Source organism: Mesorhizobium sp. C277A, assembly GCF_040324395.1.
In the GTDB taxonomy this organism is placed as follows: domain Bacteria; phylum Pseudomonadota; class Alphaproteobacteria; order Rhizobiales; family Rhizobiaceae; genus Mesorhizobium.
In genome coordinates this window covers 3,248,721-3,264,754 of record NZ_JAMYVW010000002.1, presented here as the reverse complement: position 1 = coordinate 3,264,754, position 16,034 = coordinate 3,248,721, and the positions used below count along the sequence as shown (strand labels likewise).

At 60.4% G+C, this 16,034-nt stretch carries 11 protein-coding genes; 4 read left to right on the top strand and 7 right to left on the bottom strand.

What is annotated here, in order from left to right:
* Positions 1–5 precede the first annotated feature (5 nt).
* The 5 genes from NKK52_RS16090 to NKK52_RS16070 are packed head-to-tail and all read right to left on the bottom strand — an operon-like array spanning position 6 to position 7,635.
* On the bottom strand, positions 6–272 hold the full coding sequence (locus NKK52_RS16090; protein ID WP_023670883.1) for an acyl carrier protein: 267 nt from the start codon (positions 270–272) through the stop codon (positions 6–8).
* Positions 273–327: 55 nt separating this feature from the next.
* Positions 328–1,884 (bottom strand): class I adenylate-forming enzyme family protein, encoded by a 1,557-nt coding sequence (locus NKK52_RS16085; protein WP_031203603.1) that lies wholly within the window; start codon positions 1,882–1,884, stop codon positions 328–330.
* Positions 1,874–3,901 carry an asparagine synthase (glutamine-hydrolyzing) gene (asnB, locus tag NKK52_RS16080; protein ID WP_023681025.1) on the bottom strand — a complete coding sequence of 676 codons (2,028 nt, stop codon included), beginning with the start codon at positions 3,899–3,901 and terminating at the stop codon, positions 1,874–1,876. Before asnB (NKK52_RS16080) ends, NKK52_RS16085 begins: the two co-directional genes overlap by 11 nt.
* Positions 3,902–3,907: 6 nt before the next feature.
* Positions 3,908–4,894: an NAD(+) synthase gene (nadE, locus tag NKK52_RS16075; protein WP_502903004.1), complete on the bottom strand. Its 987-nt coding sequence runs from the start codon at positions 4,892–4,894 to the stop codon at positions 3,908–3,910.
* Positions 4,885–7,635: a non-ribosomal peptide synthetase gene (locus NKK52_RS16070; protein WP_023681027.1), complete on the bottom strand. Its 2,751-nt coding sequence runs from the start codon at positions 7,633–7,635 to the stop codon at positions 4,885–4,887. The genes nadE and NKK52_RS16070 overlap by 10 nt, the downstream gene beginning before the upstream one ends.
* A 341-nt stretch (positions 7,636–7,976) precedes the next feature.
* Here NKK52_RS16070 and NKK52_RS16065 point away from each other — a divergent pair, with 341 nt between their 5' ends.
* Positions 7,977–8,702 (top strand): AAA family ATPase, encoded by a 726-nt coding sequence (locus NKK52_RS16065; protein ID WP_023670888.1) that lies wholly within the window; start codon positions 7,977–7,979, stop codon positions 8,700–8,702.
* A 79-nt stretch (positions 8,703–8,781) separates the two neighbouring features.
* Here NKK52_RS16065 and NKK52_RS16060 read toward each other — a convergent pair whose 3' ends face one another.
* Positions 8,782–8,994, bottom strand: coding sequence for a DUF768 domain-containing protein (locus NKK52_RS16060; RefSeq protein ID WP_023670889.1), 213 nt, complete (start codon positions 8,992–8,994; stop codon positions 8,782–8,784).
* An 87-nt stretch (positions 8,995–9,081) separates the two neighbouring features.
* The gene (locus NKK52_RS16055) at positions 9,082–10,560 is read right to left on the bottom strand and encodes a M10 family metallopeptidase C-terminal domain-containing protein (RefSeq protein WP_023681029.1); all 1,479 of its coding nucleotides are present in this window, start codon (positions 10,558–10,560) and stop codon (positions 9,082–9,084) included.
* Between the two features lie 992 nt (positions 10,561–11,552).
* Here NKK52_RS16055 and NKK52_RS16050 point away from each other — a divergent pair.
* Genes NKK52_RS16050 through asnB (NKK52_RS16040) form a run of 3 tightly spaced genes read left to right on the top strand, consistent with a single transcriptional unit; the run spans position 11,553 to position 16,034 of the window.
* Positions 11,553–12,779: a glycosyltransferase family 4 protein gene (locus NKK52_RS16050; RefSeq protein ID WP_023681030.1), complete on the top strand. Its 1,227-nt coding sequence runs from the start codon at positions 11,553–11,555 to the stop codon at positions 12,777–12,779.
* Complete coding sequence (locus tag NKK52_RS16045) at positions 12,776–14,035, top strand: O-antigen ligase family protein (RefSeq protein WP_023681031.1); 1,260 nt, start codon at positions 12,776–12,778, stop codon at positions 14,033–14,035. The genes NKK52_RS16050 and NKK52_RS16045 overlap by 4 nt, the downstream gene beginning before the upstream one ends.
* 1 nt (position 14,036) lies before the next feature.
* Entirely contained in the window at positions 14,037–16,034 is a 1,998-nt protein-coding gene (asnB, locus tag NKK52_RS16040) for an asparagine synthase (glutamine-hydrolyzing) (RefSeq protein WP_023681032.1), read from the top strand.

Below are 16,034 nucleotides of genomic sequence, written 5' to 3'. Positions count from 1 at the left end.
ACCCATCAGTTCATTTTGCGGATGATGTATTGCTCGATCCCCTGGATGGAATCGAGGTTTTCAGGCAGAAGCTCGCTATCCTCGACGGTAATGCCAAAGGTCTCCTCGATGAAGCCGATAATCTCAAGCACACCCGTCGAGTCGACAATGCCTTGATCGAGCAAGGATGCGTCATCCAGCAATGCCTTGACGTCGCTGACGTAGAAATTTGAAACCAAGAAACTACGAATCTGCTCGCTGTAGATTCCGGTGCGTTCCTTGATGGTCAACATGAATTCGTCCTCCGTGGCGTCACTATTAAATCAGCGACTTGGTTCTGGCCCCGCATCATGACAGCGCCGTTTTCTTGAGTTTTCCCGTGTCCGTCATCGGCAGGTTCGCCACAACGACGATGGATTTCGGGACCATGAAGTTTTCCAGACGCTTCTGGCACTCCTTCTGCAATTCCCTTTCGCCAATGGCTCTTCCATGCTCCATCACCACAAAAGCTTTCACCGCTTGCCCGAGGAGCTCGTCGGGAACACCGATGACAGCCGCTTCTCGGACTCCTGGAATGTCCATGAGTACGTTTTCCACTTCCCTTGGCGCCACCTTCTCGCCTCGCGACTTTATGATCTCATCCCCACGGCCGACGAAGTAGAGGTAACCCTCCGTATCCATCCGGCAGTAGTCGCCGGTGTATAGGACCTGCTCGCCGGGCAGCGGGCCGGGTTTGAGTTTCCTGGCCGTTGCCTCGGGCTTGCCCCAATATCCCTTCATCACCGTTGCGCCGCGAATGACGAGTTGGCCGACAACGCCGGGGCCTATCCGCCTGTCATGCTCGTCAACGATCCACATCTCCGTATTCGGGATTGCGATCCCTACGCTCAATGGCTTTCGCTCGAGGTCCTCTGGCGGCAAATAGGTGCAACGTTTGCATTCGGTGAGACCGTACATCGAATAGATGCGTGCACCCGAAAACAGCTCGCGAAGCATGAAAATATGCTTGAGGGGTAGGGCTGCCGCAGTGTTTGTGACGTAGCGGATGCTCGAGAAATCCTGGTCTTTGAGGGACCTGAGTTCGGAGAGTGCGGCAAAGATTGTGGGCACGCCGGGAAAGCCCGTAACCCCCTCCTGCCTGATCAACCCGAGGATCTGTGCCGGGAAAGCGAACGAGCGTTCGAGCACCAGCCGGGCGCCGGTACGAAAAGCCATGATCATCTGGTACAGTCCGTAGTCGAAGGCGAGGGGTAGGACATTGAGGATCACCTCGTCCTCGGCAATCGCGAGGTAGGAAGCGATAGACGCGCACGCGGCCATCATGTTTCTGTGCGTCAGCATCACGCCCTTGGGTTCGCCCGTCGACCCGGACGTGTAGATGATGGCTGCCAGATCAACATCGATGCACTGCCGTGCCGGCGGCTTATCCGCGCCATTGGCGAGGGCGGCGTCCCAGCGCACGGCAAACGGCAGCTGGGCGAGTTCGACGTCGTCGATAGGTCCCGATACGATCACCCGCAGAAGTGACGGGCAGCCGCGCGCCGGCTCGCGGAAGATCGCTTGCAGATGGCTGTCCGTGATGAGCGCCGTCGGCCGGCAGTCGTTGAGCAGATAATCGAGCTTGTCGCTCTTGGTGAGCGGGTTGACGATGCACACCACCGCATTCGCCTTTAGCACCGCCCAGAAGCTAACCACCGTCTCGACGGTGTTGTCTGCGAAGATCATCACGCGATCACCGCGAACGACTCCGGATGCGGACAGGTCCCAGGCGATCGCGTTGGCTCGCGTTTCGAGTTCGAGGTAGGTGACACGCTGCCTGTTGCACACCAGCGCCACCTTACTTCCGTGTCGGACGGCGGAATGGGCGAGGTAGTCATGCAGCAATGGTACGGCATCATGCAACATACAGGCGCTCTTCCCGATGTTCGCAGTCGACGTCGACGCTGAGCGTGCATTCGAGCGTTGCACTGGGACAACCCGCGACGAACTGCTGATGAAGAAGTTGGGTCGACAACACGCCGACCAGCGCCATGTTGTCGGCATTGGACAGGTCGCCATCGCCAGTTCTGGCCTGGCATTTCGCAAGCAGGTGCGTGACCCCCTTTGGATCGAAGACATTCGCCTCGCGCAGGGCCGTCTGCGAAACCGCCTCGCGAGCGTAATCCGGAGCGTCTGCGCCGACGAAGCAAAGCGCGTTGGGCGCGCGGAAGGGCTGCTTCTTGCGGGCTACGATCTCGGAGGGCAGGATGGGTGCCGCCATGCGCTTCAGCACGTGCTTCTCGTCGAGGCCGCGGAGTTTGAAGGAGGGCGGCAGCGAATTCGCGAGCCTCACAAGTTCATCGTCCAGGAACGGGAAGCGGCCCTCGACGGAGTGAGCCATCAGCATCCTGTCGCCTTGCGAGGAGAGCAGATAGCCCGACATCAGTGTTTGGACCTCGAGATACTGGTCCTGCGCAAGAGGGCCCCAACGGGCAAACTGCGCGGGCAGACGGGCGAGCAACTCGGACACGGCGTCGCGGCCCTGCGTTTGAGCGCGCATGTCGGCCGTAAACAAGCGCTTGATGGCCCTGGTGGTTTGCCAGCGCGTTTCATGAGCAAAGCCCGGCGCGTCGTAAGCCTGAATATTTCGCCCGAAGAACCGACGCGCCATCGCCTGCTGTTGCACCGGCGAGCGGGTGAGATAGGGGTAAAGGCGTTCCAGGAGCCGAGAGCGTCGTGTCGAAGTCGGGTGGCGCCCCCAGAAGCGGCGGACCTTGCCTTCGCGAAACAGGTCGTAGCCGGCGAACATTTCGTCAGCGCCTTCGCCGGTCAGCACGACCTTGATGCCACGCTCGCGCACCAGGTGCGAGAGCAGGAAGAGTGGCGCCGGGGCAGTCCTCAGGATCGGGCGTTCGGTGTGTTGGATTACCTCCGGAAAGATTCCGGCTATATCTCTGCGCGAAACGACCACTTCATGGTGCTCACTGCCGATCGTCTCGGCAACCATTCGCTGGAAGCGGGTCTCGTCATATTCGGCGTCGGCAAAACGCAAGGAGAAGGTTTGGAAGCGATCGCCCGCGAAGCGCCTTGCGAGCGCGGCCACAAGCGAACTGTCCAGCCCTCCGGAGAGGTAGCACCCGACAGGCACGTCGGCGCGCACCATTCTGAGCGCCGTCGCGGACTCAAGAGCGCTAGACACGCGGTCCACCGCGTCGTTGGAGGACCCGGGGAACTCGCCCTGCCGCGATCCGAAATTGTCGGGATAGGAAGGCTGCCAAAAAATCCGCTCACGAACGGTGCCATCCTGATAGATGCGGACACGACCCGGCTCGAGTTCGTTGATTCCGTGGAAAACTCCTTGCGGCGGAACGACCGTCCAGAGCGTGAACGTCTGATCGATGCCGGCGGGATCAAAGGCGCGAGGGATGGTTCGATCGGCCGCGAAAATGGCTTTCACTTCGCTGGCGAAATAAAGCCGGTGCGCATGCTCGCTGAAATACAGCGGGCAAATGCCGAAGCGGTCGCGCGACAATACGAGACGATTGGCCACTGAATCCCAGATTGCAATTGCCCATTGGCCGTTCATCCGCTCGAAGGCCGTTTCTCCCCACTCACGATAGGCGTGCAGCGCGACCTCCGTGTCGCTGCGGGTTCGGAAGCGGTGGCCGAGCGCCGTGAGTTTTTCACGCAATTCGACGTAGTTGAATATCTCGCCGTTGAACACGATCCACGTCGTATCGCCTGTATCCGCCATCGGCTGCTGGCCACCGGAAAGATCGACGATGGACAGGCGCACATGCGCCAGCCCCGCGCGTCTGTCCCGGTAGAGACCGCGCCCGTCGGGCCCGCGATGCGCCAGCGCGCCCATCATCTGCATCAGCGCCTGCCGCGAAGGAGAAGCCGCTTTGGCATTCAGCGCCACGATTCCACCGATGCCGCACATGCTCGGTCAATCTCCGCCTTCGGCGGACAGCAAAGGCCGCGCGTGAAGATAGTGGGCCGCCCTTCGTTTCGCTTCGATGTCCTTGAACACTTTCTGAAGCTCGGGCTCGGTGAGGCCAGCAACCGCCGCGAGCTCATTGCTGGCGACCCCGTGGTTCAGGCCGTAGAGGCATACATCCATCAGGTGATAGGGCAGCGCGAAATAGAATTCTTCCTGGCTTTGGGCCATGGAAAAAGTGTCGGTGGTCGGTGGCCGCCGCCGGATTTCATCATCCACCTCGAGATATTCCGCGAGTTGATAAACCTGGGTTTTGTAAAGGTGAACGATCGGCATCACGTCGGCGGCTCCGTCGCCCTGCTTGACAAAAAAGCCCTGGTCGTACTCGAGGCGATTTGGAGTGCCGACAACCGCGTATTTGAGGCGGTCGGCGTGATAGTATTCCGTCATCTTGCGCAGGCGCTGCTTGTAGTTTGTCGCAGCAACGATCTGCAGATAGGCAGCTGGCGGCAGACGCACGGTATCTACTTTACCCTGCGGATCCTGGACCGTGAGGCGGGTTATATTGAGCCCGCTGCTCTCCAGAACCGACGCGATCACCAGCTTGCATTTCCACCCTTCCCCATAATCGGGAACGACGGTCTGGATCGCCTCGATCTGCCGGCGGTAGGCCCCAATGGCCTCCAGTGCCGGTGCTATGTCCTCAAGGACGCTTTCAATGCCAAGCTGTGCCGCGACGCGGCGGCCAAGTCTCAGGGAGTCACCGGAAGAATCCCGCTCCGGCATGAACAGTCCCAGGACCTTGTCTTTCCCGAACGCGCGCATGCACAAGGTCGCGACGACGGAGCTGTCGATACCGCCGGAAAGACCGACAACCACGCCGCGACGATGCAGGGTGCCGAGAACCTGAGTGCGCAAGGTGTCAACGATGCGATCGACCTCCGCGCCGGCATCGAGCGCCAGCATGTCCTTGCTGAATTCCGGAATTATGTCGATGACAAGTCCTCCCTTTTGCGAGATTCGGCGGGGGAATAGGTCTGCACGATGGCCGTCTCGATAAGCGGACGGTTGGTGGCAAGGTTTGGTTCGACGACAAGGTCGATGTGGCTGCCCTTGATCGAAATGACGTCCAGGTGTGCCAAGACGCTGTCCCAGCCCAAGGCCCGCGGCATTCCCTCCCTGCGACATCGGAACAAGGTACCGGAGAGGGGCAGAGCCGGTTTCGGTGCCTCAAGCCACTGGAAGAATGACTTCGCCCTTAAAACCTCCTGCAGTTCCAGTTTGGTCCTGAAGATCGTCGGGTTGAACTCTCCATTGGCAAATCTGTCTAGAATCCTGGCCAGACGCGCTTCGCCGCCCACGGCGACGGTGATCTTCGCAAGGGCTCTGCAAGCCATCCGGTGCGCGGATATGCGGTTGGTGCGAATACGATAGAACGTACGGGTAAGTGTCTCCCAGTGGTTGCTCGGCTCGTGCAGGAGGCTCGTGTCGAGGATGCCCAGGAACCGCACCGTTCGCCCGGCCTTCATGAGCCGTGCGGCAACCTCGAATGCAACCGCGCCACCCAGAGAATGGCCGAGAAGTCGCACGGGGCCCGCAGGTTGGATGCGGCTTATCTGCTCGAGTGCGGCGCCAGCCATGGCGCTTAGGCTGTTGTGTCCGTCCAGTATCGCCGCAAGGCTCGGATATCGGATCGGGTTTACACGGGCGACTTTCGCCATGGCGGCTGCGAACGCAGCCAGGCTCGGACCATAGCCAACGGACCCTGGAAACAGGAAAAGAACCGGGGGGTGGTGCTTCTTTTCGCGCCCTTCGCCCGACCGTGCAGAGACGACCGCCTCAACCATCTCGTCCAAGCTCATGCCGACGGTGAATGCTTCGAGGCCCAGCTCTTGCCCGATGGCGTTTTCGATCGCCATGACGCAGTGCAGCAGCTGCAGCGAATCTCCTCCAGCATCATCCCAGTTTCCCGTGGCAGTGCCTGTGTTGAGAACCTGCGTCCACGCGTGCTGCACTATTTGACGTGTGTCCTTTGCTCCTCCGGCGGGCGGAGCATCGAGAGTGGACGACCGGGCGACTCGCGCCCTCCTTCCGTGCGAACGATCTATCTCGGCCAGTGTTGCCAAATCGACCTTACCTCCCGACAGGCGTGGGATTGCGTCAACGGGGTGCAATCGCAAGGGACGCAATGGTGCCGGCAAGGTCATTCTGAGGAGCTGGCGAAGGTCGTCTGCAAAAGCGCCGCCTGCGAAGCGCTGGGGAACCGCGAAGGCGATGAGTTCCTGCGCGGCCGTTACCATCACCACGGCATCCGCCACCGAAGGCGCGCAACGCAAGACCCGTTCGAGTTCGGCGGGCTCGATGCGTCGACCATTGATCTTGATCTGGCGCCCTTTGCGGCCGACGATCCTCAAGATGCCATCATCGTCGAGCCGAACGAGGTCCCCGGTCGAAAAAAGCCGAGCCTCGGGATCGTCGGGGTCCGGCTGCGCGGGAACGACCACACCGTTCTCCCAATGACCAAGCAGGACATAGCGGCTTTTGATCAGAAGCTCTCCACTTTCGCCTGGCCCTACATTGCGCTCCGCTTCGTCGACGATAGCGAATGTCATACCAGGGAGCAGCCTGCCGACGGGAACCGACGCGTCTTGCTCGGGCCAGTCAGGCGGCAAGAACCATTGCGAACCGATGGTTTCAGTCGATGAGTAGCCGATCTGGATCAGACACTGGTCCGAAACGGCTTTGCGCAGCAAAGCGATGTCCATCCATGACACTTTCTCCCCACCGATCCGGGCCACTCTGAGCGGCCAGGAAGCGTCGGCGGGCGCCTCAGCCAGGAGGGCTCGAAGCAGTGCCGGCACAAGATAGGCGATCGTCACACCTTCGGACTGCAATCGAGCGCGCGTAGCGCGCAGGCCGACAGCCTCCACCTCGAGAAGATGCAACGTGGCGCCCGTCAGCAGCGCCGCAAAGATCTCCCGGCAACCGGCGATCGTGGCTGGCCCGGTCAGCGGCAGGAAAACGTCATCCGCGCTGATATGGCACGCATCGACATATTGCCGGACCCGCCATAGCAGGCTGCGTTGGCTGTTGACGATTCCCTTGGGGCGCCCGGTGCTGCCCGAAGTGTAAAGCACCAATGCGGGCGCATCGACCGAAACCATAGGGGGCTTATGCTGCTGTTCTGGGTGTTGATCGTTGGACGCCACGGCGGCCGCAATTTCGATCCAGACGATCTCTTGGGCCAATTCGACCGGGCGAACATTTTCGGCGCCTATAATCGCGCCGAGCCCCGCGGCACTGACTATATCGAAAATGCGAGAGGCGGGATCTCTTGTGTTGAGCGGGACCGAAGGCCGTCCCGCCGCCATGGTCGCCAACATCGCCACAGGATACCAAGCGGAGTTTGCTTGCAGGATGCCGATGGCCTGCCCTTCGGGGACGACGGCAGCGATATGAGTTGCCAGCGTCTCGACCGCCCGGAAAAGCTCAGAAAAAGTCAGGCGGTTCGCGCCGTCGCTGATTGCGAGCTTGTCAGGATACCGCCTGGCGACATCTCCAAGGTGGTCGAAGATTGGAGTGTCCGCAAATTTGGCACCCATCTGTCGGTAACGGCGCCAGACTGGCCCCCCTTGGTCAAGATCATATTCGGGAACGACTGACCACTTTCGGGTGGGTCGCAGATCCACCTGTAGGTTTTGATTTGCCACTTCCGAATGCAAACACACTGAGGACATTCAGGGCCCCGCCAAGCTGACGGTCGAACATCGCTCGCCGCGGAGATCTTTTCATCAATCATTCGGATGATGCCTCGATCTTGCCTAGCCAGCGCTTCCCGAGCGTCCTTCAGAAGTTTTGCCATCTGTGTCCAGCACCGGTCGTTTTTCCTTGCAAGCTCCGTCGAGCGCAAGACGGCTTGCCCAGGCGAACGGAGCGATCGGCATCTCCGCTAGAATCCGGGCTCGGTGCCCAGATTCACTGACTGGAACAATCATTCAAATGAACGTTGGTGTGATCTGAAATCCGGCTAAGCTTGATCCGTAGGGGAATGACTGCTCGTTCGGAGACGCTTGAGCATATGATCATCGAGTTGTTTGGGCCGCCTGGCGCGGGTAAAACCACGCTGCTTCGCGGCCTCTGCCAAGGGCTGGCGAGACACGGCATCAATGTGAAGACAGTAAATGGGTATCGCCTGATTGAACCTGGATCGGCTCAGGATGACGCTCCGGAAATCCGCCATGGCATAGGAAGAATTGGCAAAAAGATTGCCACATCCGGTCCTATCTTGCTGTCGACCTTGCCAAAGGACAGTGTCGCGGCCCGGCTTCTGGCATCGATCCCTCTTCGAAGCCGCGTGTGGTCATGGCGAATGAAGGTCGACATCGCCCAACTGTGCCAGTCCTGGCGCCAAGCGCGGGAGTCGCCCGGTTGCTTCATCTTCGAAGAGGGCATGATTCAGGCTTTGTGTGCGCTGGGTGTGCTGGCTAGAACTCCAAGCCTCGACGCGGTCCGCGAGTGCCTGGCGTTCCTGCCGCGGCCGGATCTCGTTGTGCAACTCGACGCGCCCCAGGAAACGTTACGCCGCCGTCTTGTGGATAGGCATGCGCAGCAACCGCTCCTCGAGGTTATGCTGTTCGAACTTGGCGTGGACAAAGGATTAAGGCAGGCCGAAATCTCAAGAGAGGTCGGCGAGTGCCTGCGCCAGGACCGATGGCCGTTGATACAAGTCAATGGTGCTGAACCTCACGACGTGGACGGGGTCGTCGCGCGCGTTCTGGGAGAGCATGTTGGTCATGCTGCCTAGGCTGGCCCATGACCTATGATCCATGACACATTTATGCATTTGGCGCCAAGCCGGGCAGCATCTGCCGCCAAGCGCGCAATCATGTCGAATCGTGCTGATCGAGCACTTCGAGCATGGTCGTCAACATGCTTCCGACTTCCTCAGAGATTTCCTCGGGGCGGATTCCCGCTCTGATGGCATCCGCCGTTGCTTGGTCCGCAAGTTTCGCCGCAAGAGCCGGATCGGCCTTGGTGTAGAGTGGGATCTTATCCTCTACCCATTTCTGCAGGAATTCGATGCCGCGCGCGCTCATACCAAGTACAAGCTCGGCGGGGCTTCTTGGTTCCGTCAGCCATATTCAAGAACGTCAGACCATCTTGCTCAGGCTGACGTCCCACGGTCACGTCACGATGAACGAGGACGCCGTCAGAGCCAGATGTGGCGATAGAGTGGCAAATTGGATCTGATGTGCGCCGCCCGAGCCGTCGCTGTCAAAGGAAAGCGCGCCGGTCGTGCTGTTATAGACGATGTGATCGCCGCTGTCGTGCGCGGCCCTGCCGGCGTAAAACGCCGAAGAGGGAAGGGCGCCTGTATGCAGGCCGGCAAACACGGTGTGGTCGAGTTGGATCTTGTCGTGGCCCACTTTGAAATCGGTGACCTTGTCGATATTGCCGACCTTGAGAGCCGAATCGAAGACAAAGACGTCGTTGCCGCCATGTCCGGTCAGAACGTCTCTCCCGCCACCGCCGTTGATAGTGTTGCTCCCGGAATTGCCATCGATGGTTTGGGCGAATTCGTTTCCCGTGAGCTTGATGGCGGCAGTTCCCAATTTGCTGGTGGTCGCAAGATGCTCGACCTGCGAGCCGGCCGACAGCGCGTAGCTCACCGATGCCAGCACGCTGTCGTTGCCGCTGTGCCGCAGTTCCACCACCTTGTCGCCGGCGTTGTTGACATAGTAGGTGTCGTTGTAGCCGCGGCCCATCATCGTGTCCGCGCCAGCGGTGCCGCGAAGCACATCCGCGCTACCCGTGCCGTAGAAAATGTGATCGCCGGTGCTGGTCGGAGGGACACTTGTGGGCGGAGGCGCTGTGCTGGTAGGCGGCGGCGTCGGTTCGCTGGCCGAAGGACCGCTTGCGGTGCTCTGGTTGTGTTGAAGGAACAGAGCCTGCAGCGTCGGCGAGCTCTCAAGCGCCGTGTCGCCCTGTTGAGAACCCCAAGCATAGGCATAGTCGAAGGCCGGCGAAGGCGCTACCTTGGCCCAGTGGTCCAACATGGTCTTTTCCTGAGCAACGCTGGGCAGGACATAGCGACCGCCCGTGTCGGTCGTCCAGTCGCCGCCGCCGAAGGTCTGATACACGGGAACGACCTGACTGAGCGGGATGCCCGAGGCGACGGCCGCCGCCACAGTCCTGTCGATCATGTTGTAATCAATCGTGCTTGTTCCGGTCCGTACCGGGTAGGGATCCAAGCCGTAATAGTCGATATGCGTGTTGGCAGGATTGAAGGTGTTTGAAAAGTCGGGGTTAGCGGAAGACCCCATGTTCATCATTGTTATGAAGGTCTTGGCGCCGGGCAGGTGGCTGTGGATCCAGTCTGACTCCGCCTTCAGATCAGCGGCGGTGGCATAAGTTCCCCATTTGCCGGTCGGGTCCGGCTCATCGACGAGGAAGAAGCCAAACACTTTCGGATTGCCGATGAAGGGCGTGACCTTCTGGATAAAGGAGGAGGTTGCACCATCTGCCTCATTGAGCCACACCAGGCCTTTCTGGCCGGCCGGCAAGGCGTTGAGCTGGTCCAAGGAAGATACATCAACAAGATTGAATCCGGCTTTCGCGACCTCGGAGGCCGACCCGCCCGAGGCGTAATGGAGTGTTGTCATTGACATACCCTTCGTCCGATTCGGTAGGCGCCCCACACCTGCCTAGGGAAAGGATCCATTAGCGACAAATCAAATACCGGCGTCCCTTGATAGAATCTTTGATCATCGTCCGGAAAACACAACAGCCTCGATGCTACGCTTGCGTCAGAGGTTTGTAGATGATCCAAGTATGTCGGGCGCTCAAGCCTGCAACGAAAGCGTTGCAGCGAAGTCTGCCGGAGCGCCTGCGCATTTGCAGTGGCGGCAATCGGCCAATGCGCGCTTCGGTTGCGCGAGCCACCGCCCAAATGCGCGCTTCCGCAGGATTTATTCGAGCTCAGACCGCAAAAGAATCGCGTCCTGGCGAAGCCCTCCCATTGCAGCCGCTCAATGCTCCTCGTGAGCAAAGCCTCGGCGCCAAATGTCCGCAAGGTCATGCGAGGCGCTCGCCGCTGGCAATTGCGGAGAGGCACTGAACTGGATCCCGCCGGGTTCAACCGAAAGGCGGGCGTGCGGGTCCGAATGACGGGGAGCATGGCAACGCGGTCGCCCATCCGCAGGAAGAGGCGGCTGGTGGTCCGACCGTATCCAAAGACCGGGTGAAAGCCTGTTCCAGACGAAGCGGTCGGGAGAACTGCCGGTGCGAGTCATCACACCATCTGGGTGCGATGTTGATCCGGCGTGAGAAGGCGGGCAGAGAACGCGAGCGCGCGGACCCCGTCGAACACAGCCCTCTTTTTCTAAATATCCGGCCCGCCGTGTCGTACGCGAACGTGTCGTCGTTGCACCGTCAGACCGGATGATCCAACGCACTGACCGAGGCGACAGCGATTGTGGCTGCATTGCCGCATCGTTGATCAGCTTGCTTCATGCAAACAGACGAGGACAGCACGAAAGCCTGCTCCTAGCGTGGGACTGGCTGTTGTGTGTTCAGGGGCGATGAAACCGGCCATGGAAACCGCGGATAGGGTCAGCTGTTTTACGAGATTGGGATCGCATCCAGGAGCGACAGGATGAGTCCGCATCTGGTTTGCGTTGGCGGCGAGGATCATAGACTAAGAATCCCGTTTCTTTTGGCGCTTCGCGAAAGGGGTTTTCAAGTCACTGCCGTTTCGAGTGATCTCGGAGCCGCCTTTTCACCCCATGGCATTGCCCATCGCCGATTCGGGTTCGACCGCTTTGGCAGCGGCGGTGCAGAATGGGGTGCTGTCGGCGCGATCCGTGAACTGATGTCCGAACTGCGTCCGGACATCATTCAAAGTTTCGACACCAAGCCCAATCTCCTAACTCCACTGGCGGTGCGCGGGCACGTTCCCGTCGTTCGCACCATCAACGGGCTTGGTTGGACATTCTCGTCGCGGGAGCCGCGGGCCCTGGCATTGCGTCCTTTCTTTTGCGGCCTTCAGGGGGTGGCGTCTCGTTGGACAGCCATGACCGTCTTCCAGAATAGTGATGATCAGGCCTTCTTCGAGCGCTATCGGCTGGTGGCTCGCGGCAAAGGGCGACTGATCCGGAGTTCTGGCATCGACCCCGATGCATTCTCGATGGCAAGGTATCGTGGTCCTTCGGCTGCCACGATGCGCGAGGAACTTGGCCTACAATCGGCCCAGGTCATAATATTTGTCGGTCGGCTCACGCGGCAGAAGGGGATTCCAACCCTCATCGAGGCGGTTCCTCGCGTTATCCGCGAGAGGCCCAACGCGCGTTTCGTACTTGTCGGCCCGCAAGACTCCGAAGGTCCGTTTGCCGTCAGCAGAGCCGATATCGAGCGCCATGTTCCCCACGTTGTCGCATTGGGGCCAAGGCGCGACATTCCAGCCCTCCTTGGCATGGCGGATATCTTTGCGTTTCCGACGCAATATCGCGAGGGAATTCCGCGTGTCCTGCTGGAGGCGGGATTGTCCGGATTGCCGATCGTCGCCTCGAATATGCCGGGCTGCAACGATGTGGTTGAGGATGGCTGGAACGGCTATCTCGTGGCGCCGCGCGATGCGGATGGCTTGGCCTCCCGGATAGTCGATCTTCTTTCCGACCCCGCCCGTGGCAAGACGATGGGCAGCCGTTCCGTCGGATTCGTGCGGGAGCGGTTCTCGCTGTCGTGGGTGATCGACCAGTATTGCGACCTGTATAAGACAATACTGGGTGGCAGATATCGCAGCAGGCTTGTTCAAGCTGCGCAGGCGAATCCGAGGGAAGAGGCGGTGCCAAGCCCCCATCGACTGGGTGAGGCGCGGCAATGATGCGTGATGCGCTTCTGGCCTTCGGCGTCGCGATGTCCTACGCGGCGCAACTCAGCATCCCAGGGCTGCCCTTCGGCTACAGCGAACTGTGCCTCACGCTCTGGATAATGCTGTCGATGACGCGAATCCTTGCTGGCGGCCAACTGGAGGTTACGCCGGCCCTGGCCAAGCTTGGGCTTTTCTGGCTGATCCTGGCGCTTGCCATGGGCGTGGGTTACATCATCGGTTTTCTGACAACCACGTTGTTCCTGGATCCGTTGTTGCACGACACGCTGGCCTATGTGCTGTTGGCGTGCGTCACCTGTCTGGCCGCTGCGGAGCCCAACGCGTCTTTCCGTTTGCGTCGTATCGCCTGGTGGATGGTTGCTATCGCGAATGCGGGCTTCATCATTCAGGTAGGGCTTGGCTTCGGCTGGCTCCATCAGGCTGGGGTCGAGCCCTGGTACTGGGACCGCTTCTGCGGATGGTCCGACAATCCGAACCAGCTTGCGCTCTACTGCGCCCTGCTCGGTCCACTGGCCTTGCATCTTGCCACAACCACCAGCAATAAATGGGGAAGATGCCTTGCCCTATGCAGCCTCATATTCACCGTTTACGTCGGAAGGCTGACAAAAAGCGATACCTACCTTTATACCACGGTCCTGGCTTGTCTGATCCTTCTCGGGCTGCGGGTCCGGGCCTGGCTGACGAGCGACGGCAATAAGGCGAGCCTTTCAAGGCAGCTTGCCGTCCTGATGGCCGTTGGCTTCCTGCCGCTGGCCCTGTCTATAGCGCCCTATGCCCTCAGCGAGGCCTCCAGCGCCGAAGACTTCGCCAAGAGCCTGACCAAAGACAAGGGCGGGGAAGCGACTGCCCAAACCGCGGCGCTTCGCCTCTACCTCTGGAATGCAGCCTTGGAGAAGGGGGCACGATCGGGATCGCTTGGACTGGGTCCGGGCCCGCACCTAGATAGTCCCCCCGTGGTCAATCAACAGTTTTTGCCGCGGCCCTTCGAGGCGCACAGCACCATCCTGGATCTCTACACTCAGGGCGGCCTGATTTCGGTTCTAGCCCTGATGTGGATCTTCGGCTCGGCTGCGTTGTCCGCCTGGCGGGCGAAGCTGGACGCTCTGGTGGCGCTCGTGGCATCGATCGCCGTTTTCAGTGCTCCGCATTTGGTCATCCGCCATCCGATCGTGTGGTTCTGTCTGACCCTCTGCCTTGCCGCTGGGACGCCGGAAGCGATCCCCGCGATTGTTCGCCAGAGGAGATGCTAGAATGTGTGGGATCGCCGGAATTTTGTTGGCGCCCGATGCAGCCAACGCAAGTGCGCTCAGGGCCATCGGACCGATGGCGACGGCGCTTCGTCATCGCGGACCTGACGGTGAGGCCTTCTGGGTGAGCCGTGAAGGGGGGGTAGCCTTCGGCCACCGGCGACTGGCCATCGTCGACCTGTCCGAAGCGGGTCGCCAGCCAATGCTCTCCGCGAGCGGTCGGTATGTCATCACCTTCAATGGCGAGATATACAATTTTCGCGATCTGCGCCGTGAACTGGAAGGGGCGGGCCATCATTTCCGCGGCGCCAGCGACACGGAGGTCATGCTGTGCGCGATCGAAAGCTGGGGCCTTGATGCAGCCCTCGCGCGCTTCGCTGGCATGTTTGCTTTCGGGCTGTGGGACCTGAAGAACCGAACGCTTCAGCTTGCCCGCGACCGAATGGGCAAGAAGCCACTCTATGTCGCCTTAACACGTGACGCGCTTGTCTTCGCCTCGGAGTTGAAGGCGATCACTTGCTTCCCAGGGTTCACCCCGGAACTCGATGTCGATGCGGCGACGACGATGGTTTCCAACGGCTGGGTGCCGGATGACCGTTGCATTTGGCAGGGCGTGTTCAAGCTGCCGCCTGGTTCAATCCTGTCGGTCACTGCGGCGCAATTCGCCGACGCCCGCGGCACCGGTTCGCTTGAGCATCGCATTCACCCTTGGTGGTCGCTGGCCGATGTCGCCAGCAAGGGACAGCGCGATCCGATAGCCGCCAGCGACGAGGACCTCGCGACCGAGCTCGACAGCCTGCTCCGCCTGGCCGTCAAGCAACGAATGATTGCAGATGTGCCGCTGGGCGCCTTTCTGTCGGGCGGGATCGACAGCTCGACTGTCGTCGCCCTGATGCAGGCACAGTCCCGAAACCCCGTTCGGACGTTCACCATAGCGTTCGGGGAAGGTGGGTTTGATGAAGCTCCCCATGCGGCCGCGGTTGCTCGGCATCTGGGCACCGATCATACGGAACTTCATCTCTCGCCGGCTGCCGCGCTTGAGGTCATTCCGGAGCTGCCCCGGATTTGGGACGAGCCGTTTGCCGATGAATCGCAGATACCGACGCTGCTGGTGTCGCGCCTCGCGCGGCAACACGTAACCGTGGCGCTTTCAGGCGATGGCGGCGACGAGTGCTTCGCAGGCTATTCTCGACACTTCCTGGCAACCCGCCTCACAAAGCAGCATGAGCTGCCATTGTCATTTCGCCGGCTGTTGGCATCGGGGGCTGGGTTGCTGGCCCAAGCCTCTCAGAAAGATATCTTCGGCAATCTGCCGCTTTCGGCGAATATGCGGCATGGCTTGCGCGGTGACCGCCTGGCTCGCCTTGCCCGCCTGCTCGCGGCGCGAGATGAGGACGAACTCTTTCTGCAACTGACAAAATCTTCAGCCAACGACCTTGTTCATCGCAAGCCGTCGACAGCACCTACCGACACCACAAAGCTCGACGGCCTGCTCTCGCGTCTCCTATTCGCCGACATGACAGGCTATCTACCGGGCGACATTTTGGTGAAGCTCGATCGAGCCACCATGGCCAACAGCCTCGAGGGGCGATGCCCGATCCTGGACCATCGCGTCGTTGAATTCGCCTGGCGCTTGCCAGCCCGTGCCAAAGTCCGAAACGGGAAGGGCAAATGGTTGCTTCGCCGACTGCTTGATCGTTATGTACCACGCCGACTGGTCGACCGGCCCAAGCAAGGTTTCGACGTTCCGGTCGGGACTTGGTTGAAAGGGCCCTTGCGCGGCTGGGCAACCGATATCATTGCCACGATCGGCCGCTCCGGGGACGGGGTCATCGACCGTGAGAAGGTCGACGCATGCTGGCGCAATCATCTGCATGGAAGCCAAGATAATTTCCGCGACCTGTGGCCGGTGCTCATGTTTCAGGCGTGGCGCAACGAAGCCATGCGGCCATCGACGGTCGCCACGCACCCTTCTTACCATATCGAACTGACAGGGGATTGA